The sequence below is a fragment of the Halomonas sp. HL-93 genome (assembly GCF_900086985.1).
Classification (GTDB): domain Bacteria; phylum Pseudomonadota; class Gammaproteobacteria; order Pseudomonadales; family Halomonadaceae; genus Vreelandella.
This window is the reverse complement of sequence record NZ_LT593974.1, coordinates 1,971,599-1,991,373: the sequence shown is the minus strand read 5'-3', so window position 1 is coordinate 1,991,373 and position 19,775 is coordinate 1,971,599. Positions and strand designations below refer to the sequence as shown.

The following is a 19,775-nucleotide window of genomic DNA, read 5'->3' as shown; positions in this document are numbered from 1 at the left end:
GTCGCATGGGCACCCTTAAAATACAAAGTCGAGCGCGAAGCTGAAGAGGTTGACCGTACCGCCGGGTTCAAACTCCGGCTGGGTGTTAACCAAGAAACCGGGAGATCCTGAATCCAGGTTCATATGGTCGTATTGTGCTTTTAGCGCCATGTTAGGAGTAAAATCCCAACGAACGCCCAACGATAGGCTCTCCTGACGAGGCTGGGATTTCACAATGGACTGTAGGAACGCATCAAGTTCCTCGGTGTAAGGCTGTGACAGACCGGGGTTGGAGGAGCTATTGTGAATACGTTGCTGAGCGTAAGTCAGGTACGGCGTGATGGTTCCGAAGCGGTAGCCGCCGGTGACATACCAACTGCGGCTATCTGCAAACAAACTCCGGCTTTCCATTTGGGTCCATTCTCCCGTTAGGAACCAGTCGCCCGCATCATAACTCGCCCCGAGAGTGAGCACCTCGAAACGTTTGTCATCCAGATCGTAGCGGTTGGCGAGATCATTGCCCTCTGGCCCGAACATCCGATAAATATCGAAAAGGGGATTGAACTCATCAATGGTCAGGCGAGTTTGGCTATAAGCTGCAAAAAAACTGACGCTTCCACGTTCCAGCGTATTGCTGATCGTCAGCCCTTCCCTGGCCTGGGCTTCGCCCTTGGACCAGCCGCCGTTTCCGTCGGCAAAAGGAAATGCCTTGTCGGCTTGGCCGTAAGTAGCCTGAAGAGTATTGGTGAAGTCATCGAAGCGGAACCGATAGGCAGCATCAATACCATCAACGTTGGAGACGGGTACGGTGCGGTAGACTTCTTCAGGAGGTCGGATCCAGGGTATCGCGTATCCCACTTTGCGATACTCTGAATTCATGAAGGTAGGCAACACTACACGGCCCGCTCTAAGGCTCAGCTCAGGAGTTATATCGAACTTGACATTAGCCCACTCAATATCTGGCGTGTAGTGGCCTTTATAGTCCTGCTCTACTATTACCTGCAGAACGCTTGACCACTGTGGTGCAAGGTTAGCGGTAAGTTGCAATCCGAGACGACTATCGACCTCCGCACTCCACTCGTTCTTGTGCCCTGCCCCCTTGGGCACAAAAATGTTGGAAACGAACGTTGCCTGGTCTTCATCAGAATGAACTATGCCGAGCGTGCCAAAACCGTCAAATGAGACACTGGGAGTATCGCCTCCATGCGCCTTTACGTCAGTCACAGAAAGGACCAATGCAACCGCCAGCGCGCTTTTTCGCTTATCCAAAGTTCATCCTTCGCCATCAGCGTTGCCGTATCACAAAAGGTCGGGGTGCCACGAGTAACGTGGTCTGCCATATCCTTAGCAACACCGCTATCCCTCACGACGCTATATGCATCTATGCTAGTTATCGGCAATACTTAAGATTACTTTAAGGGGCAGAAGATGCTTTGTAGTAATTTGTTGCGTTCTCGGTAATGTTTTCGTCCATCGGGAATTTTCGGCAGCACTCTGATTAAGGTTTGCAACGCAGGAAAGTAACGACCTCGTCAAAAAGGGCTGTTTCCCGTTAAATTCGTCTCTATAACATTCGCCTATGACGATACCCCTTCGCTATCGACAAGCCCGAGCTCCTTTAAAACCCTCCCTCGTTTGAGCAGCAGCGGCCCTGTTGTACGGGCTTGACCAGTGAATCAAAGAAGGTTGCTTCATCTTAGGGGAGCGTTGACGCGGCCAAGAATACTGTTGAGCGCTTGGCATTATTATCGATAACAAAACCTGATACGGTAAAAACCTTTCTAGGGATAAACTTCTCAGCACCTGTCCGTAATGGGGCCCGTCGGGAAAATAATCATTAAACGGTATGGGAGTGTTGGCTTATGGCACGGCAGGCGTCGACGTGGCTCTTAGGTGTGAGGGAAAGAAAGACTTCATCGTCTTTTCTTCTGGTGGTTTTGTGCTGCATAGGCATATTGCTTTCCGCAGGAGCCTTGCTTGTAAATCTTACCGGTGGCACACCAAACGAGAATGCCCACTTCATGTATGTGCCTATTTTTCTGGCTGCCGCCATCTACGGAATCGTGGGTGGTGTGGTTGCCGGATTATTCGCGGGGTTGATGCTGGGGCCCGTTATTGGCGGAAACATAGACAGCATAAGTACGATCATAACCACCTGGGGTGTGCGCGCGCTCTGGTTCATGGCGATTGGTGCCAGCTCTGGATTATTGATCCAGATAATTAACTTCCTGAGCAATGAACAACGAAAAAAAGTGTTGCATGACCCTTCGACAGGACTACCCAATCAGGCAGCTTTGATTGAAGACCTTGCCGCTCAAATTACTCCGGAATCTCTTGAGAAAACGCCAATTGCCGTCGTCCTGATTCGTGCCACTGACCACAATGAGTTTGTTGAGGTGTTTGGTATTGAAGAAGGTGATCGAATTATCTACACGGTCAGCCAGCAACTAAATCAATCTTGCCCTGAAGTCCAGAAGAGTTACCGCTTCGGTACTTCTGAGTTAGCCCTGATCGTTGATTATAAAAATGATGAAGACCTCAAGCGTGTTTCTCATTTATTGCATGCTGCCGCCTCGGCGACCTTTATTGTCGATGATGTACCGGTGCGAATCGAACCGGCGTTAGGGTTCGGACATGTACATAATGAGACGGACGTAACGCGTCACCCGCTGGAAATCGTTCGGCGAGCCCGTGTAGCCCTTGAAAAGGCCGTAACTCTGGAACGGCAAATGATGAGCTATGAGCCTGATTTTGATACGGCTAATCGAGATTCGCTCGAACTGATCGCCCGAGCGGAGAAAGGGCTCAAAGCCGGAGAGTTCGAGCTCCACTACCAACCCAAATTGCGGCTGGCTGACCGACATCTTGCCGGTGTAGAGGCATTGATACGCTGGCGGCGCCCGAACGGAGAAATAGTACCACCAGGCATGTTTATGCCTAAACTCGAGAGAACAAGCCTGATTGATGCGTTCAGCTTATTTGTCATCCAGATCGGAATCGAATATGCCCGTTCCGGGCTGTTGGTCCCGGTAAGTATAAACCTTACCCCGCGTAACCTGACTAACGATAGCCTGGTTGACGCGCTGATTGACAGTCTGCATGAATCGGGCGTGCCACCTGAATACATCGAAGTAGAAATCACTGAATCGGGGCTGATGCAAGAACCAGAGTCAACAATCAGGGGGCTTGGTCGCCTCCGAGATCACGGTATCGGCGTGAGTATCGACGACTTCGGCACGGGCTACGCCTCTTTCGCCTACCTGCGCAAGCTACCGGTCACGGGACTGAAAATCGACCGGGAATTCATCAGGCTACTCGAAGACGATGCCAAGACTCGACGTCTGGTCCTCGCAATGATTGAAGCAGGCCATGCCCTCGATCTTACTGTCACGGCTGAGGGTATAGAGACTGAGCAACAGGCCAATATCCTTACTGAGTTCGGTTGCGATCTCGGCCAGGGTTTTCTCTGGAGCCCGGCCCTGGAGGAAAGCGTGCTCTGTCAGCGGATGGCCTCCCTAGATTTCAACCATTCTTCTTCGTGATGTTATGGAATAAATGGGTGGCATACTGCTGGCAGGTGGAAGGGCGATACAAGCAATGCTGGTGAGCCATTTCCCTCTGGCCAGCGCACTTACGAGAACGCTACTGAATGGCTCTATGAAGGCCTACCATTGATGGACGTCAAAGAGGTGCTTGGGCACTCAACGATCAAGATGACTGAGAAATATGCCCACCTGGTTCCCCACCTTGCACGCGATGCGCTCAACCAACTGGGGAATCGCTCAGTACGGAGCACGCCGGCAGAGGTCGTCGAACATTCCCAGACACAATCTGGACACACTGAAAGACCGGTGCATTTAATTGAAGGCATGCTTAGAAGGAAACGGAGGAAATATAAACGATAAAAGCCCCGTAAAAACGGGGCTTTTATGTCGTGTTGGCGGAGGGACAGTCCGTTATTTTTATGTCTATCGCCATTTCATAATGACTATTAACAACATATAAATCATTAAGTTGCATTGCCTTTCTGTCTACCGAAGTCTATGGTGATCTATAATATATGGGGGACTACTTGGGGGACTGCCCAAGCCTTAGCTTAGGGGATAAGACCATGGCAATACACAAACTGAGTCCACGCAAGGTAGCTACTGCAGCCCCTGGCAAACATGAAGATGGTGGAGGGCTACGCCTTGTGGTTTCTGAAGGCGGGGCAAAAAAGTGGGTGCTCAGGTTTACCTTTCACAGTAAACGCCGAGAAATGGGGCTTGGCAGCTTCCCTGATACAAGCTTGGCTGAGGCTCGCAGCAAAGCTGAAAATTTCAGAAAGTTGGCCAAGGATGGCATTGACCCCATCCATGCTCGCGAGCTTGAAAAACAGGAACAATCTACACCGACGTTTATAAATTGTGCTGCACGGTATATCCAGTCACACCGTCGCAGTTGGCGTAATGCTAAGCATGCACGCCAGTGGGTGAGCACATTAAAAACCTATGCGCGACCAGTCATCGGTGACCTACCCATTGATGAAGTAACTACCCAAGATGTTCTCAAAATATTGACACCCATTTGGACGGTAAAAAATGAAACAGCTAAGCGTGTACAGGGCCGTATTGAAAACGTACTAGATTTTGCGGCTGCTCACGGCTACCGAGAGCCCATCAATCCCGCACGCTGGCGTGGGCATCTTGATAAGCTATTGGCAAAGCCATCAAAGGTTCAGAAGGTTACTCATCACCCTGCCATGCCTTACGACCAAGTGGCTGACTTCATGGAAGCTGTTAAAGATTTCAATAGCATGTCATCAAAAGCACTGCAGCTGTTGATTTTAACCGCGACACGAACATCAGAAGTCCTGAATGCTGAGTGGCATGAAATTGACCTTAATAACGCCACATGGACGATTCCTGCTGAACGTATGAAAGCTATGCGTGAACATCGGATACCCCTTTCCTCTCAGGCTTCGCAATTGCTTTCCGATTTGCCACAAGTCAAAGGGAATTCGTATGTGTTTCCAGGCATGAGGGCTGGGCGCCCTCTTTCGAATATGTCTCTACTGCAATTTATGAGAGGAATTGGCTATGGGCAAAGTGGCGAAAAAGGTAACTATGTTCCGCACGGCTTTCGCTCTAGTTGTCGTGACTGGACCGGCGAAGTCACTAGTTATCCTCGGGATGTTGCCGAGATGGCGCTGGCGCACTCTATCGAAAATAAGGTTGAAGCGGCCTATCGCCGTGGTGACCTGTTTGAGAAGCGGCGTAAGATGATGCAGGAGTGGGCTAATTACATCGCGTCAACTTTAAATAAATCGTTGTAATACTGATTGGAACAAGCGTAATGCACTTTCGCTTCGATCTGATAGCAGCTCAGCACAGCGTAAAAGTGCCTCATCTAGTCCCATAGGTCCATCGGCTAAGGACATGGCAGCAGTAACGCCTTCGTTGTAAGCAGACTGCCATCCTTCACCAAGGCTACCCGCCAGCACCACTACTGGCACTCCCATTTCCCTTGCGCAGCGAGCAATACCAATAGGTGTTTTCCCTGACATGCTCTGACCATCCAGCCTCCCCTCACCTGTAATGACCAAGTCTGCATACTCAAGTCGTTGCCGAAACCCCACCTGATGCATTACCAGTTCAATACCTGGACGCAGCTCTGCCCCGAGAAAGGTGCGTGCTGCAAAGCCCATCCCTCCGGCTGCCCCTGAACCAGGTAATTCACGGAAGTCGCCTCCCTGAGCCTCAGCTACCTTGTCTGCGAAATGTGCAAGCGCAGCATCCAGCATGACGACATTTTTGTCGCTAGCGCCTTTTTGGGGACCGAACACTACACTGGCGCCGTGTTCACCAACTAGCGGATTATCTACATCCACGGCCGTCTCAAAGATCACCTCTGACAGGCGCGAATCTAGGCCTTCAAGCTCCACTCGAGCAAGATTGGTCAGAGCCGCCCCGCCCGGTGGCAAAGGTCGTCCTTGATCATCAAGCAATTTTGCCCCCAAAGCCTGCAACATGCCTGCGCCCGCGTCATTGGTCGCACTCCCCCCAAGCGTGAGTATTACGCGCTCTGCATCAGCGTCCATGGCGGCGAGAATCATCTCACCTACCCCATGCGTGGAACTATGCAATGCCGTGCGTTCAAGAGGTGTCAGATGCTGAAGCCCAGATGCCTCAGCTAGCTCAATATAGGCTGTACGATTGACGGAGTGCCAGCCCCACTCTGCTTGCCGAGGTCGACCTAGGGGATCATTCACCTTCTGATAACGTCGCTCCGCTCCCGTCGCACCAATCAGAGCATCTAAAGTTCCTTCTCCACCATCCCCCATCGGGCAAGCATCCCACTGTGCAGAGGGTAATGCTCTCCGAATGCCGTCAGCGATCGCGCTGACGGCTTCCCTAGCCGATAATGCATCTTTATAGCTATCGGGCGCTACGATGATGCGCATCACTCGGCTCCTTTAGATTCTCTTTGGAATGGCGAATTGACCGCCGGGTACTGTTGCGCAGCATCGGTGTCACCGGGAGCATGATATGTTCTGGAGCAGTGTCAATCTGGTTGATCTGCGCCATCAATAACTCAGTAGCCTTTGACGCCATCAATTCGACTGGCTGTTTCAGCGTCGTCAGAGAATGACTCGGCCAAGCCGCCATCGGCACATCGTCAAAACCAATAACCGAAACGTCATCGGGTACTGCAAGACCAAATTCATGACGCAAAGTATCAATAGCTGCGATTGCCATCAGGTCATTTGCACAAAAAAGTGCATCGGGTTGTGACGAATTGGCAAACAGCCGTCTCGTCGCATGGCAGGCATCTGCATAGCGGTAGTTACCAATTTCCGCTGCGTGGCAGGCTAACCCCTCGTCGGCGAGCCCTTCTAGAAAGCCAGCTTTGCGTTGGAGATCGGTGGAAGAGTCTGGCAATCCTGCCAAATAGGCAATGCGGCGATGACCAAGTGAGGCAAGGTAATGGCCTGCCCAATAACCCCCGCTGTGGTTGTCGCTGCCGACCTGGCTGATGCCATCAAAGTTGACGGTACGGTTGATCACAACGAAAGGTATACCAAAATCCGCCACCTCTTCGGCTTGAGCGCTGTCCAGAGTAATAGCCAACATCAAAACACCCTCCACTTGGCTTCTGATAATGTCGTCGATTACTGTGGCGAAACCGCTATCTGATGGAGCGAAGAAAAGCTGAAGATGGTACCCCTGTTGCTGAAAATAGCGTGACGCTTTTTCCAACATGAAACTGTAAAAAGGGTTTTCGAGACTGTAAGTCACCACAGCAATGGTACGACTCGACCTGGTGATCAGCGAACGTGCAATAGAGTTGGGGCGATACCCCAGTTCCCGAGCTGCCTGCATTACCTTTTTGCGGGTTTTCTCCGCTACCTTGGCATTAGGCGAAAAGCTGCGACTCACTGCTGATTGCGACACACCAGCAAGCTTCGCCACATCGCGGGAGGTTACGGATTTTCTTTTCATGCATCACGCTCTCAGAGGGCCAACTAGTGTTAGACAGCCCGATTCACCAGAACCAAAGGCGGTGGCTTACCGCCCTCACTCGCACAGCTTTTCAAGTGACCGATACTGATCGATCTTTTTCACGTAAACCGTGCTGTTATCTAATGCGCCTTGCACTTCTTCATCGGTAAGCTCTCTGACCACCTTAGCGGGTACACCCACAATTAACGAGCGCGGAGGAAATCGTTTGCCTGAGGTGACTAGAGCCCCTGCACCGATGATGCAATGATCACCAATCTCAGCACCGTTAAGTAGCGTGGCGTTCATGCCCACTAGTACGCCGTCGCCAACTTTACAACCATGTAGCATGGCTAGGTGGCCAACAGTTACCTGACAACCGATGTTGACTGGATGTCCGGGATCGGTGTGTACCACACAGCCATCCTGCAAATTACTCCCATCTCCAACGCTGATAGGTTCATTATCTCCGCGTAGCACAGCGCCAGGCCAGACAGATACTTTATTGGCAAGATGAACACGCCCAATCAGCGTAGCTTCTTCCATCACCAAGGCGCCCGACGCTATGTCGGGAGTGTTGCCTTCAAGTCGATACACTGGCATTTGATAACCTCCTTAGAAGCCGACTTGGTCGGCTCCTTTAAGCTGAAGCATTTCTCGTGCTTCTTCGGGCGTTGCTACTTCAAAGGAAAGACCCTCGAGTATTTCGCGAACTTTGGCTACTTGATCTGCGTTGCTTTCAGCTAGCTTTCCGGGGGAAAGCCATAGCGAATCTTCAAGACCGACGCGTACATGGCTCCCAATGGCCGTCGCTTGAGCGGCAATACGCATCTGGTTACCTCCGGCACCCAGAACCGACCATTCGTAGTCGTCTCCGAATAGGCGGTTGGCGGTTCGGCGCATATGCATAACATCCTCAGGGTGGGGGCCGATACCGCCCAGGATGCCAAACACACTTTGCACAAACACTTTTCCGCTAATAATGCCACGGTCCATCAGATTGCGTAGATTGTAGAGATGGCCAATATCGTAGCATTCGCACTCAAATCGGGTGCCGTTCTTTGCACCAAGCGTCATGGCCTTTTCGATATCAGCAAAAGTGTTCTTGAAGACCAGGTCACGACTATTCTCTAGATGGGCACGCTCCCATTCGTACTCGAGATTTTCATAGCGGTTGAGCATGGGGAACAGCCCAAAGTTGATCGACCCCATGTTCATAGAGGCAAGCTCGGGTTTGAACTCCATGGCTGGCCTCATGCGTTCTTCCACGGTCATATGCGGGCTGCCACCAGTGGTAAGATTGATGACCGCATCGGTGGCTTTCTTGATACGCGGTAGAAAGCGCTCGTAGATCGCTGGATCTTGTGTGGGCTTACCATTATTAGGATCGCGGGCATGAAGGTGAAGTATGGAAGCGCCCTCCTCAGCAGCAGCAATGCCGGCCTCGGCAATTTCCTCAGGTGTCACCGGCAGGTGTGGAGACATGGACGGCGTATGGATGGCACCGGTTACGGCGCAGGTAATGATGACTTTGCGCTTGTTAGCCATTGAAAGTCTCTCCTTGCAAGATCAAAAATTATTGGGTCTCGATATGACGCTGATGCGCCATCAATGCCATTAGGCGGCGGTCGCGCCAAGCTTGCCGCTTTGCTAGGCCTTCGGAAGGTAGCTGCTCTCGTCGTTCCTGTCCTAGGGCAGCCAGGGTGGTGACATCCCAGGGGTCATCATCCCCGCGCTGTCGGTCGACATCGCGGTAAAGTGGGCCATAGCGATCGCCATAATCTACGACTCCGTTAGGCGCATTAAGGTCGATGGTTTCGAATGGCCCCATAAACGACCAGCGCAGTCCAAGACCGTGTTTGACAGTCTTGTCCAGATCCTCAGCGGAAACATAGCCATCACGAAACAAGCGTAACGATTCGTTCAGTAATGCGCCTTGCAAACGATTGAGTATGAAGCCTTGAATTTCCTTGCGAACCAGGATTGGGGTCTGCTGCGCTTCTTCCATCAATTGCATGGTGCTGTTAACCGATACTTCCGAAGTAGCGGGTGATGGGGCTACTTCAACTAAAGGAATCAAGTAAGGTGGATTGACAGGATGGGCTACCAAGCAGCGCGCAGGGTGTTTCAGGTGATCCGTGAACCGGGACGCGGAGATACCGGAGGTGGAACTAGCCAGCACGGTATCTGGCGCTACCACCGACTCAAGCTCGTTATAAATACGCCGTTTGGCAGCAACGTCTTCTGGCCCACATTCCTGAACGTATTCAACACCCATCATGGCGTGTGCGAGGTCACTTTCTGTCTGAATGAGGGATAGAGGTGCCTCAACGTCCTCGATCAAGCCCACCTGTTGTAAGTCCTGAAGAGATTGACGAATAGCGTCTCGGGCTTGGTCCAGAGCATTAGCATCAACGTCATACAGGCATACAGTCATACCGCTTCGGGCAAAAACAATGGCCCAAGCGCGACCAATCAAGCCTGCGCCGATTATTCCTATACGTGCTGTCATGGGATGGCTCCTATATCGGTCACAAAGATTCGACGTTGGCACAGACACTCAGCGCCTGACCCGAAATATTGGTGCCCCCCGGAGCTGACAGGAACAGAGCCATAGCCGCAATATCGGAAGGCTCGACCATGCGTCGCATGGATATCTTGGAAAGATTTTCCTGTTCCATTTCGGCATAGCTGAGCCCGCGCTTGGCCGCTCGGTCTTCAATGACCTTTTCGATACGTGGCCCACGCACGATGCCGGGTAAAATTGCGTTGACTCTCACTCCCTCTGGGCCGAGCTCGCTAGCCAAGCTCTTGGTCAGGCCGACCACAGCCCATTTGCTGGCGGCATAAGGCGTACGGTAGGCGAAGCCCAGGCGGCCTGCGACCGAAGCCAGGTTGATAAGCAGTCCCTGGCTTTCCTTCAGTAACGGCGTCGCCCGGTGAGCAACCCGGTACTGACCATTGAGATTGATGTCGATGGTGCGGGTCCAGGTGTCATTGTCGATCTCATCGATCCCCCCGGTTGGCCCCGCGATGCCGGCATTATTAACCACAACGTCAAGCCCACCCAGAGAGGCGACATCTTGGAACAGCCGGTTGATGTCTTCTTCTAGGCTGACATCAGCCACAGTGTGTGATATTCCCTCGGGCAGCGAGGCCAATGCTTGGGTGTCGATATCACATACGTGCACTTGTGCACCTGCTTCCTTGAAGGCCTTGGCTATTGCCAAGCCGATGCCATTGGCGCCTGCTGTAATCAGCACTCTTAGGCCATAGCGCGGTGTCAGGCTTTCTAAGACGGTCATAGAGTTTTCTCCTTAAAGGGACTTACAGCGAAGGCAACCAAGTGGAAAGGAAAGGCAGCAAGCTGATGATTAATAGATTTATTAGTACGATGCCGACAAAGGGCAATACAGCCCAAGTGAGGCGCGAGATACCAACATTGGATATCTGAGACGCTACAAAGAGGTTGAGACCAACCGGTGGAGTGAACATGCCCATGGCCAAATTGACTACCATGATGATGCCGAAGTGGATCGGATCGAATCCGAAATCGATAGCAATAGGTAAAAGGATTGGCACGAAAATGAGGATCGCAGCTGCAGCCTCTATGAACATACCGGCTACTAACAGCAACAGATTCGCTAGGATAATGAAGAGCAACGGGCTATCAATGGCAGAAATCGCGAACTCGGATATCATATCCGGCACTCTAAGGCGTTGAAGAATGCGCCCATAGAGCCCTGCGGTGCCAATAATACTAAGCACCACAGCGGTGGTAACTGCCGACTGCTTGAGGATGCCGACTAGGTCAACCAACTTAATTTCGCGATAAATCACGAAGCCGACCATGAATGAGTAAACCACTGCAATAACTGCGGCTTCGGTCGGTGTAAAAATACCACCGTAAATACCACCTAGGATTATGACTGGCATAAAAATAGCTAGGATGGCCTTTCGCCCAGCGCGAAAAATATCCTTAAGGGAACTCTTTTCGTTACCTTTAAGGCCATTTGCCTTAGCAAAAAAGTAGGCAAAGATTATCAAAGTCAGTGTGACCAAAACTCCAGGCAGGATGCCGGCGATGAACATGTCACCTACGGAAACGTTTGCCGCAATCCCGTAGAGAATTAGCGGAATACTAGGTGGAATGATTACGCCAAGAGCGCCGGAAGCGGCTTGATTGGCAGCTGCATAACCACTTGGATAACCCTTGGACAACATTGCTGGGATAAGAATGGAGCCGATGGCTGCTGTAGTGGCGGCGCCTGATCCCGAGATGGCTGCAAAGAACAATGAAGTAACGATGGCTACCATCGCTAACCCACCCGTCATGCCACCGACTAGCGTATCCGAGAAATCTACCAGGCGTTTAGATATCCCACCCCCCTGCATCAAATAACCCGCCAGAATGAAAAACGGGATCGCCATCAATGGAAATGAGTTCACAGATGCTACGATCTGCTGGGCTACGACTACCAATGGCATTATGTCGCCCTGCCAGACTGTAACCGCAGAGGCTAACCCAAGAGAGAAGGCGATTGGTACACCGATGATGAACAGTGATATCAATAACAAGAACAGGAGAATAGCCATAGTCAAATCACCTCCTGCTTGGGACTTGGCGGTGTGCCGAGCACTTCGTCTATCAGCAAGCCCACGCTATTAATCATAATTACGATGCCACCTACTGGAACTGCGAGATATGGCCACATCATAGAAATCCGAGTGCTGGGTGCGGTTTGGGTTGAAACACGATCAGTCAATTCAAACCCGTATTTCACCATGATGAAGGCAAAGAGGAATGAACACAGAACGACGGCAATTCTCAGCAGGCTAGCCAACTTATTGCCGGAATATTCAAGCAGGATATCTACGGAAATTAGCAACCCATTTCGATAGGCATACCCGGCACCAAGAAACGTCAGCCATAACATGCAGAAACGAGCGATTTCATCAGAGAAATGCAGTGGGCTGCCTATAACGAATCGAGCAAATACCTGCCAGAAGATGAGCACGGTCATCACCAGCAGAAGCGTGGCTAGCCCCCAACCAATCAGCTTGTTGAAATGATCGATGACCCTGTTGGCTAGCAATAGATATTTCTTCATAGCTGCCTCACATTCAAGCGTAGCCCCGCAGAGGCTTAACCCCTGCGGGTATAGCGATTTCAGTAGTCGAAGTTGATGGCATCGTCGACGAGATCTTCACCGACAGTAGAGCTCCATTCATCGATCACCGGACGAACCGCCTCGCGGAAGGGATCAAGGTCGGGCTCGGTCACCGTCATTCCCAGTTCCTCAAGCTCTCCTTGGAAGCGCTCCTCCAGTTCCTGACTTGCTTCACGCTGAACGGGGAGAGCAGCCTGAGCCGCCTCCATGATGATGGCCTGATCTTCTTCACTGAACGAATTGAAGAGATCCAGGCCCATCATTAGAGGTGCTGGTGAGTAAACATGCTGAGTCAGGTTCAGGTAATCCTGCACTTCGTAGAAGTTGACGTCATAGATTGTGGCCAGAGGATTTTCCTGGCTTTCCATAACGCCTTGTTGCAGTGCCGTGTACACCTCAGTCCAGGCCATTGGAGTGGCGTCGGCACCTAAAGCTTCCCAAGTATCAACTTGAACGCGACTTTCCTGCGTGCGGTGATCAATACCATCTAAATCGCTTGGTTTCTCAAGTGGGCGTACCGAGTTAGTGTTATGACGGAAACCATTTTCCATCCAAGCAAGAAACTTAACGTTCATCTCTTCTTCGGCCAACTGAGCAAGCTCCTCACCATGCTCACTGTCCAGGAAAGCATAGGCATGCTCATGATTTTCAAAAATGTATGGAAGATCGAAGAGCAGGAACTCGTCCACAAAACCACCCATCGGGCCAGTCGATGCAATGCCAGCATCAATCATACCTAAACCCATGCCTTCGATGACCTCACGCTCAGCACCTAGAGCATTGTCATACTGAGGATCAATAGTTAGGCGGCCATCAGATAGGCGTTCAAGTTCTTCACCAAATTTAAGCACCCCGACGCCCTGCTGTGATTCGGGACCAAGCGGTAGACTCACTTCAATGACACGCTCTTCCTGCGCAAAAGATGAGCTAGAAGTGGCTAAAGCGACGGCAGCGGCCAGAGATGTAAGAGGTAAGGTCTTTTTGAGGAAATGTGTCATGCAGCACTCCTGGTCGTAGTCCAGCAATAAAGCTGTCTGTTTTGTGTTTGTAGTCAGTTACTTAATTCGATATGGGCTAACAGTCGAGACTCTGTCACGCTGCTCAAGCCCAAGTAAAGTTGTAGTAAATAATGAATACGTATGCAATAAAGCCTATTAAATATTTGGCAAACATAAAATATAAACCCATGATAATATTGAAAATATACTTTAGTATTATTTAGTGAATACGTATTCTATAATTTCCAAAATCTCTCTATGGGAGTATTTTGTCCTTAGAAAGCGGCCTACAAGTTTTGAATTGAATGTAGCCGTCTTACTTAACAGCCAGCAGCTCATTCCACTGTGTCGTGTAACGTGGCGTACGCCGCTCACTGCGTAGCGCCCAAGCGTTCCCTTTGCGGGGCAGGCCCATCTGGATGGTGCCTCGCCCCAGCTCCCGATTGAGCTTATCAACCGTGGCCATCAGACGCTCGCTTCGCTTGGCGTCTGCTTCGGTTTGCGGGGTCTCGGCGAGAGTGAGCTGGCGATTGGCCTTGGGGGAAAGGTCGAGCAGCATCAGGCCGGCTTTTTGGTAGGCGTAGCCCTTACGCCAAAGTTGCCGCAAGCCCTGTACCGCAGCGGCCGTGATCTCCCGATTATCGTCGGTGGGTCGTTCCAATGAGATGACGACGCGGTTGGTGTACTGCGGCAAGTCGTTGCGGAAGGGATTGGTGCGGATGAAGACCATCACGGCACTGGTCACGCTGCCTTGCTTGCGAAGCTTCTCCCCGGCCCTGGCGGCATGCTGCCTAAGCGCTTCGCGAAGATCATGCGGATTATTGGTCAGTCGTCCGAACGAACGCGATACCATGATCTGTTGTTTGGGTTCGCTCATGTTGTCCAGCTGTATCACCGGTTGACCCCTCAGCTCCCACACGATGCGTTCCTGGACCACGCTAAAATGCCGCCGTATGTGCTTCGGATCGGCTTCGCGTAGATCCCACGCTGTCTCGATGCCCATGACCCGCAGGCGCTCGCCAGTGCGGCGGGCCACACCCCACAGCTCCATGACGGGCAACTGTTTCAACAGCGCCTGGGTCTCGATGCTGTCAGCCATCAGCTTGCATACGCCCTGCTCCCTGTAGGCGGGGTGTTTCTTGGCGGCATGGTTGGCGACCTTGGCCAGGACGCGGGAGGGTGCAAAGCCCACCGAGACCGGAATGCCCGTCCACTGTTTAACCGTCTCTCGCAATTTTTGCCCGTAATCCTCCAGCTTGTCGGAGTCAAAGCCCTGGAACCCTACGAAGCTCTCGTCAATCGAGTACACCTCGACATGGGGTGAAAACTCGCCCAGCACCTCCGTGACGCGCCGGGACATGTCGCCGTACAAAGCGTAATTACTCGACAGTAGGATGGCTTGACGGCGGATCTGGGGCGACAGCAGGTGCATTGCCGCGCCCATCTCGACGCCAAGGGCTTTCAGTTCGTTGGAACGAGCCACCACGCACCCATCGTTATTTGAGAGCACGCCCACCGGCCGACCTTCCAGTGCCGGGTTGAAGACCCGCTCGCAGGACACATAGAAATTGTTGCAATCGACCAAGGCCATCATTGCAGGGTTGCCCCGGGCAGGCTGTGCAGCACATGAGTGACGACACCCCAGACGTGGTACTCCCGCCCGTCAATGGGAATGGGTGGGTAAGCGGGATTGCTTGCTTTGAGGTAGGTGCGTTGGCCAACCCGTTCCAGTCGTTTCACGGTCAGCTCGCCATCAACGCAGATCACCACAATCCGGCCTGGCAACGCATCCAGGCTGCGGTCCACGACCAACAAGTCACCGTGATGGATGCCATCCCCTATCATGGAGTCCCCCTCAGAGCGCACGAAGTAGGTCGATGCCGGGCGTTTGACCACATACTGGTGAAGGTCTAGGTCGGTATCCAGGTGATCATCGGCGGGGGACGGAAAGCCTGCACGCACGGCACTCGAATAAAGCGGTAACGGGCATAACGGGGCTGCAACGTCTGCTCGGCCCAGCAGGGAAACGGGCAATGACATGGTAAGGCGTCTCTCTATAACTGTATATATAGCCAGTATCAAGAAAGACGCCGGTTGACGCAACACCAACAAGGTCAACGCCACTTATTTTGAGATCTATATCACTCCCATGAACCCACCACAGGGATCGCTTCCCTGACCATAGGAGTGCCACTTATGCCACCACCCTGCTTTAACTGTGCTGAAACGCGCATGCTCAACCTTGATACCGCTCAACGGATCGGCACCACGGGGAGTTGCCTGATTGGCGGGGCGATCGGTGCCTGGCGATCAGTCGCGGTCACGGGGCCCTTGTCGATAGCCACTGCGCGCTTTCCGCTCGCCAAGCTGCCCGTCGCGATGATGGGTGCGATTGCCGGTGGACAGTCGGGGGCGCGGGTCGCCGCCCTGTTCTTCTCGCAATGGCTGCCGCCCGGTGAAGGCACCCCGTGGCTCTGCCTATCGTGCGGGCATATCTTTCGTCACCCCTTTCCGCCCCTGGCATCCGCACGCTGATACACCGCTTTATAGCGATACAGCTTATTCAACACCTACCCATGCGCTGGCAGCTCTGTCAGCGCTTTTTTTACGTCTGGAGAATGACCATGGCACATCTCGTTGAACAAATGGCTTACGTCGGCGCTACCCCCTGGCATGGCCTGGGGCAGCAACTGACCCGTCATCAACCACTAGAAGTCTGGCAGCAACAGGCCGGTATGAACTGGCACATCGAAGAAGCGCCGGTACGCTTTATTGCCGAAGGCGCAAGCCACCTGGGCAGCATTCATTCCTTCCCCGAGCAAAAGGTACTCTACCGTTCGGACAACAAAGCACCGCTCTCCGTGGTATCGCAGCGCTACAAGGTGGTGCAGCCGGAAGAGATCCTGGAGTTTTACCGTGACCTGACCGAGTACGCGGGGTATGAACTGGAAACTGCGGGGGTGCTCAAGGGCGGGCGCAAGTTCTGGGCCCTGGCGCGCAGTGGCTTGAGCACATCGCTGCAAGGCCAGGATGAGGTGAACGACTACCTGCTGCTGGCCACCTCGTGTGATGGCACCTTGGCCACCATGGCGACACCCACCACGGTACGGGTGGTGTGCAACAACACGTTGCAGATCGCCGTTGATGGTACATCGCAGGCGGTGAAGGTCCCCCACCGGTCGGAGTTCGACCCGCGGGCCGTCAAGCGACAGCTGGGGATTTCCGTGTCCCAGTGGAACGATTTCATGTACCGCATGAAGGCCCTGTCGGAACGCAAGATCAACCGCCGTGAAGCCCAGCAGTACCTGCAGTCGGTGATTTGCGGGGCCGAAAAGCCTCTGGATGATCCTTCCAAGCTGCCGAACTACCGGGCACTGAATAAAGTGCAGAAGCTTTATAGCGGCGAAGGTCGGGGCTCGCACCTGGTCACCGCCAAGGACACGGCCTGGGGCCTGCTCAATGCGGTCACCGAGTATGTCGATCACGAGAAACGGGCGCGTAGCAACGATACCCGCATGGACTCGGCTTGGTTCGGACAGGGCGCGCAGCTAAAGCAGGAAGCGCTCGATGCCGCACTTGCGCTGGTGGCTTAATCAGCCCCTTAACGTCGCTTCATCGATTTCCCGGATATCCCATTATCACGCTATTCCCTATCCAGTGACACTAACCACCTCCACGGCATAAACGCCCGGCCCCATCAAGGCCGGGCGTTTTGCTGTGGGCTTACCCTATACGAGGAACTGCCATGACATTCGTTTCCCACACCGTCGAAACCGGGCTGACACAACTGACCGAAGCCCTGCTGGCCAACCAAAAACATCACGCCGAGACCGTCGTCTGCGCCCAGGGGAAGTTCTACCGGGCGGAAGTCCACCTGGAGCCCCTGGATGCCGAGACATTGGCCGATCACCTGGGCGACTAACCCTACCCGCCTTACCGCTTCCAACCAGCCCAGCAACGTTTGGGCGTTGGATTATCCCTGTATCGATTCGAGATAACCGGAGGTGCCTCATGGCACAACGCACCCATGTCATCAATTCCAATCACCCCGAAACATCGTCATCAGCTATTCAGCCAGACGCTGCCTCGACAAACACACCGGCCTCCTTGGAGGCACATCCCACCGCCGACAGCACTGCGATCATTCAGGTGATCGAGCGTGCCGCGCTGAACCCGGACGTCGACATCGACAAGATGGAGCGTTTGCTGCAGATGCAGGAGCGGGTGATGGATCGCCAGGCCATGATGGCCTATAGCGCGGCCATGGCAGCGATGCAGACCGAACTGCCAAGCATCGAGGAGCGAGGGCAAACCAACAACGGCTTCTACGCCACCCTGGAGGATATCGTCGATACCGTGCGCCCGATAATGCAGAAACATGGCTTTGCGGTGAGCTTCCGTATTCAGACGCAGGAGCATGGTATCCAGATCACCGGTGTCCTGATGCACAAGGATGGCCACCGTGAAGAAACCAGCATGCTGCTACCCGCCGATATCAGCGGTAACAAGAACGCGGTACAGGCGTTTGGCTCCTCCACCAGCTACGGCAAGCGTTACGTGCTGTGCGCGCTGCTCAATATCACCACCCGCGGCCAGGACGATAACGGCAATGCCAGTACTAAAACGGGTACCAAGACAGTCACCGCTTTCCAGGCGGGGCAAATACAGAGGCTGATCAGTCAGTGCCCGGCGACGACCCAGGAATGGTTCAGCGGCAAGTACGGGTCTGCCGTGCAGGTGCCCTATAGCGACTTCGACAAGCTGCGGGCGTCCCTTTCCAAGCGGGCCGTTAAGTAACTGGCCTTTTAGTCCTATCTATCCAAGTAAAGGAGGCGACCATGCAGATCCTCAACATGGCGCAAGGCTCCCCCGAGTGGCTGGCGGCGCGTTTGGGGCGCGTCACCATGTCGGAGCTCAATACCTTGCTGGTCAACGGCAAAGGCCCTGGTGGATTCGGTGCCGGGGCCATTACCTACATGCACCAGTTGATGGGTGAGCGGATGACCGGCGAATTGGCCGAGCCGTTCCAGGGCAATGCGCATACTCGCCGCGGTCATGAGTTGGAAGGCGTGGCCCGCTCGCTCTACGTCAATACATCCGGTGAGCCGAAACCCCAGGAAGTGGGCATCATCCTCAACCATGACGTGGGCTACTCGCCCGACAGCCTGGTCGGCGCTAACGGGCTGCTGGAAATCAAGACCAAACTGCCCAAGTTCCAGATCGAGGTACTGCTGAGCGGGGAGATTCCGGCAGAGCACGTTGCCCAGTGCCAGGGCGGCTTATGGGTCAGCGAGCGGGAATGGATCGACTTTGTCAGCTACTGGCCCGGTATGCCGCTGTTCATCAAGCGCGCCTACCGCGACGACATCATGATTAGCACCATTGCCGAGCGGGTTGAGGCGTTCCATGAAGAGATGGAGCGACGCATCAGCCAAGTGATGGTGGCATGAGCCAACCTCATCATCGACGAACCCTCTATCACATAACGACATAGACGCCGGGGCCACCACCCGGCGTTTTCTTTTTTTGGAGACAACCATGACGAACAGCAAGCTCAAAGCCGGTGAAGTAGCTGGCACTTACCATGTCGTAGAACCGGTTACCGAAGCTGACATCATCAACCTCGCCAAAGGCTTTGCACGACGCAAGCTTGCCAAAGGCTGCAAGATCACTCAGCCGTCACAAGCGTTTGAGCACTTGCGGCTGCTGCTTCAGGACTACGAGCACGAGGTATTCAGCGTTCTGTTTCTCGACACCCTGCACCGTGTCATACGCTTCGAGGAAATGTTTCGGGGTACCATCGACACCGCCAGCGTCTATCCGCGTGAAGTGTTGAAAGCGGCGCTAGCCTACAACGCGGCTGCCGTCATTCTGGTGCATAACCACCCCAGTGGTGACCCGGAACCCAGCGATTCGGATAGGCAAATCACCCAGCAACTCAAGGAAGCCCTGGGGCTGATGGACATTCGGGTGATTGATCACGTGGTGGTAGGAAGTGAAGGATGCACGTCGTTTGCAGAGATGGGGTATTTGTAGCGGTATGGTAGATCGAAATGGATCCGCCCGCCGGGGCGGATCCAAGTTGGATGTTTTCTTTCTTTTTATGTCAGCTATCGGTCAAAAGCGGTCTTTCAGCACCTACGCATATA

At 53.3% G+C, this 19,775-nt stretch carries 20 protein-coding genes; 8 read left to right on the top strand and 12 right to left on the bottom strand.

Annotation, left to right across the window (positions count from 1 at the left end):
• Positions 1-15 precede the first annotated feature (15 nt).
• Complete coding sequence (locus tag GA0071314_RS09160) at positions 16-1,248, bottom strand: porin (protein WP_082934228.1); 1,233 nt, start codon at positions 1,246-1,248, stop codon at positions 16-18.
• A gap of 593 nt (positions 1,249-1,841) precedes the next feature.
• Between GA0071314_RS09160 and GA0071314_RS09155 the strand changes: the two genes are divergently transcribed.
• Both GA0071314_RS09155 and GA0071314_RS09145 read left to right on the top strand, forming a co-directional pair.
• Complete coding sequence (locus tag GA0071314_RS09155) at positions 1,842-3,521, top strand: putative bifunctional diguanylate cyclase/phosphodiesterase (protein ID WP_074396352.1); 1,680 nt, start codon at positions 1,842-1,844, stop codon at positions 3,519-3,521.
• Between the two features lie 569 nt (positions 3,522-4,090).
• Entirely contained in the window at positions 4,091-5,293 is a 1,203-nt protein-coding gene (locus tag GA0071314_RS09145) for a tyrosine-type recombinase/integrase (RefSeq protein WP_074396350.1), read from the top strand.
• Here GA0071314_RS09145 and GA0071314_RS09140 read toward each other — a convergent pair.
• The 11 genes from GA0071314_RS09140 to GA0071314_RS09090 form a co-directional block, all read right to left on the bottom strand.
• Positions 5,276-6,421, bottom strand: coding sequence for a glycerate kinase (locus GA0071314_RS09140; RefSeq protein ID WP_074396349.1), 1,146 nt, complete (start codon positions 6,419-6,421; stop codon positions 5,276-5,278). The genes GA0071314_RS09145 and GA0071314_RS09140 overlap by 18 nt on opposite strands.
• Positions 6,396-7,460 carry a LacI family DNA-binding transcriptional regulator gene (locus GA0071314_RS09135; protein WP_074396348.1) on the bottom strand — a complete coding sequence of 355 codons (1,065 nt, stop codon included), beginning with the start codon at positions 7,458-7,460 and terminating at the stop codon, positions 6,396-6,398. The genes GA0071314_RS09140 and GA0071314_RS09135 overlap by 26 nt, the downstream gene beginning before the upstream one ends.
• A gap of 75 nt (positions 7,461-7,535) precedes the next feature.
• Positions 7,536-8,060, bottom strand: a complete 525-nt coding sequence (locus GA0071314_RS09130) for a gamma carbonic anhydrase family protein (protein ID WP_074396347.1) — start codon at positions 8,058-8,060, stop codon at positions 7,536-7,538.
• Positions 8,061-8,072: 12 nt separating this feature from the next.
• Positions 8,073-9,005, bottom strand: coding sequence for a 3-keto-5-aminohexanoate cleavage protein (locus GA0071314_RS09125; protein WP_074396346.1), 933 nt, complete (start codon positions 9,003-9,005; stop codon positions 8,073-8,075).
• A 28-nt stretch (positions 9,006-9,033) separates the two neighbouring features.
• Positions 9,034-9,969: a 3-hydroxyacyl-CoA dehydrogenase gene (locus GA0071314_RS09120; protein ID WP_074396345.1), complete on the bottom strand. Its 936-nt coding sequence runs from the start codon at positions 9,967-9,969 to the stop codon at positions 9,034-9,036.
• Between the two features lie 19 nt (positions 9,970-9,988).
• The gene (locus GA0071314_RS09115; RefSeq protein ID WP_074396344.1) at positions 9,989-10,762 is read right to left on the bottom strand and encodes an SDR family oxidoreductase; all 774 of its coding nucleotides are present in this window, start codon (positions 10,760-10,762) and stop codon (positions 9,989-9,991) included.
• Positions 10,763-10,784: 22 nt separating this feature from the next.
• A complete protein-coding gene (locus tag GA0071314_RS09110) occupies positions 10,785-12,053 on the bottom strand; it encodes a TRAP transporter large permease (RefSeq protein WP_074396343.1) in 1,269 nt (422 codons plus the stop codon).
• A gap of 2 nt (positions 12,054-12,055) precedes the next feature.
• Positions 12,056-12,568, bottom strand: a complete 513-nt coding sequence (locus GA0071314_RS09105; protein WP_074396342.1) for a TRAP transporter small permease — start codon at positions 12,566-12,568, stop codon at positions 12,056-12,058.
• A 59-nt stretch (positions 12,569-12,627) separates the two neighbouring features.
• Positions 12,628-13,626, bottom strand: coding sequence for a DctP family TRAP transporter solute-binding subunit (locus tag GA0071314_RS09100; protein ID WP_074396341.1), 999 nt, complete (start codon positions 13,624-13,626; stop codon positions 12,628-12,630).
• A gap of 316 nt (positions 13,627-13,942) precedes the next feature.
• Complete coding sequence (locus GA0071314_RS09095; protein ID WP_331710479.1) at positions 13,943-15,217, bottom strand: Y-family DNA polymerase; 1,275 nt, start codon at positions 15,215-15,217, stop codon at positions 13,943-13,945.
• Entirely contained in the window at positions 15,217-15,666 is a 450-nt protein-coding gene (locus GA0071314_RS09090) for a LexA family protein (protein WP_074396339.1), read from the bottom strand. The genes GA0071314_RS09095 and GA0071314_RS09090 overlap by 1 nt, the downstream gene beginning before the upstream one ends.
• A gap of 156 nt (positions 15,667-15,822) precedes the next feature.
• Here GA0071314_RS09090 and GA0071314_RS09085 point away from each other — a divergent pair, with 156 nt between their 5' ends.
• The 6 genes from GA0071314_RS09085 to radC all read left to right on the top strand — a co-directional run bounded on the left by GA0071314_RS09085 (position 15,823) and on the right by radC (position 19,662).
• The gene (locus tag GA0071314_RS09085) at positions 15,823-16,161 is read left to right on the top strand and encodes a hypothetical protein (protein WP_074396338.1); all 339 of its coding nucleotides are present in this window, start codon (positions 15,823-15,825) and stop codon (positions 16,159-16,161) included.
• 89 nt (positions 16,162-16,250) lie between these two features.
• The gene (locus GA0071314_RS09080; protein ID WP_074396337.1) at positions 16,251-17,219 is read left to right on the top strand and encodes a DUF932 domain-containing protein; all 969 of its coding nucleotides are present in this window, start codon (positions 16,251-16,253) and stop codon (positions 17,217-17,219) included.
• A 152-nt stretch (positions 17,220-17,371) separates the two neighbouring features.
• Positions 17,372-17,548 carry a hypothetical protein gene (locus GA0071314_RS19485; RefSeq protein WP_156524104.1) on the top strand — a complete coding sequence of 59 codons (177 nt, stop codon included), beginning with the start codon at positions 17,372-17,374 and terminating at the stop codon, positions 17,546-17,548.
• An 89-nt stretch (positions 17,549-17,637) separates the two neighbouring features.
• Complete coding sequence (locus GA0071314_RS09075) at positions 17,638-18,423, top strand: ERF family protein (protein WP_082934227.1); 786 nt, start codon at positions 17,638-17,640, stop codon at positions 18,421-18,423.
• A 41-nt stretch (positions 18,424-18,464) separates the two neighbouring features.
• On the top strand, positions 18,465-19,076 hold the full coding sequence (locus tag GA0071314_RS09070; protein ID WP_074396336.1) for a lambda exonuclease family protein: 612 nt from the start codon (positions 18,465-18,467) through the stop codon (positions 19,074-19,076).
• An 88-nt stretch (positions 19,077-19,164) separates the two neighbouring features.
• Positions 19,165-19,662, top strand: coding sequence for a RadC family protein (radC, locus tag GA0071314_RS09065; RefSeq protein WP_074396335.1), 498 nt, complete (start codon positions 19,165-19,167; stop codon positions 19,660-19,662).
• Positions 19,663-19,775 lie beyond the last annotated feature (113 nt).

What these genes read in the sequence shown, in the direction of transcription:
- radC (WP_074396335.1), top strand. Translation starts at nt 19,165, where the DNA reads ATGACGAACAGCAAGCTCAAAGCCGGTGAAGTAGCTGGCACTTACCAT.
- GA0071314_RS09080 (WP_074396337.1), top strand. Translation starts at nt 16,251, where the DNA reads ATGGCACATCTCGTTGAACAAATGGCTTACGTCGGCGCTACCCCCTGG.
- GA0071314_RS09130 (WP_074396347.1), bottom strand. Translation starts at nt 8,060, where the DNA reads ATGCCAGTGTATCGACTTGAAGGCAACACTCCCGACATAGCGTCGGGC.
- GA0071314_RS09090 (WP_074396339.1), bottom strand. Translation starts at nt 15,666, where the DNA reads ATGTCATTGCCCGTTTCCCTGCTGGGCCGAGCAGACGTTGCAGCCCCG.
- GA0071314_RS09075 (WP_082934227.1), top strand. Translation starts at nt 17,638, where the DNA reads ATGGCACAACGCACCCATGTCATCAATTCCAATCACCCCGAAACATCG.
- GA0071314_RS09125 (WP_074396346.1), bottom strand. Translation starts at nt 9,005, where the DNA reads ATGGCTAACAAGCGCAAAGTCATCATTACCTGCGCCGTAACCGGTGCC.
- GA0071314_RS09110 (WP_074396343.1), bottom strand. Translation starts at nt 12,053, where the DNA reads ATGGCTATTCTCCTGTTCTTGTTATTGATATCACTGTTCATCATCGGT.
- GA0071314_RS09140 (WP_074396349.1), bottom strand. Translation starts at nt 6,421, where the DNA reads ATGCGCATCATCGTAGCGCCCGATAGCTATAAAGATGCATTATCGGCT.
- GA0071314_RS09085 (WP_074396338.1), top strand. Translation starts at nt 15,823, where the DNA reads ATGCCACCACCCTGCTTTAACTGTGCTGAAACGCGCATGCTCAACCTT.
- GA0071314_RS09070 (WP_074396336.1), top strand. Translation starts at nt 18,465, where the DNA reads ATGCAGATCCTCAACATGGCGCAAGGCTCCCCCGAGTGGCTGGCGGCG.
- GA0071314_RS09100 (WP_074396341.1), bottom strand. Translation starts at nt 13,626, where the DNA reads ATGACACATTTCCTCAAAAAGACCTTACCTCTTACATCTCTGGCCGCT.
- GA0071314_RS09145 (WP_074396350.1), top strand. Translation starts at nt 4,091, where the DNA reads ATGGCAATACACAAACTGAGTCCACGCAAGGTAGCTACTGCAGCCCCT.
- GA0071314_RS09135 (WP_074396348.1), bottom strand. Translation starts at nt 7,460, where the DNA reads ATGAAAAGAAAATCCGTAACCTCCCGCGATGTGGCGAAGCTTGCTGGT.
- GA0071314_RS09095 (WP_331710479.1), bottom strand. Translation starts at nt 15,217, where the DNA reads ATGGCCTTGGTCGATTGCAACAATTTCTATGTGTCCTGCGAGCGGGTC.
- GA0071314_RS19485 (WP_156524104.1), top strand. Translation starts at nt 17,372, where the DNA reads ATGACATTCGTTTCCCACACCGTCGAAACCGGGCTGACACAACTGACC.
- GA0071314_RS09105 (WP_074396342.1), bottom strand. Translation starts at nt 12,568, where the DNA reads ATGAAGAAATATCTATTGCTAGCCAACAGGGTCATCGATCATTTCAAC.
- GA0071314_RS09120 (WP_074396345.1), bottom strand. Translation starts at nt 9,969, where the DNA reads ATGACAGCACGTATAGGAATAATCGGCGCAGGCTTGATTGGTCGCGCT.
- GA0071314_RS09155 (WP_074396352.1), top strand. Translation starts at nt 1,842, where the DNA reads ATGGCACGGCAGGCGTCGACGTGGCTCTTAGGTGTGAGGGAAAGAAAG.
- GA0071314_RS09115 (WP_074396344.1), bottom strand. Translation starts at nt 10,762, where the DNA reads ATGACCGTCTTAGAAAGCCTGACACCGCGCTATGGCCTAAGAGTGCTG.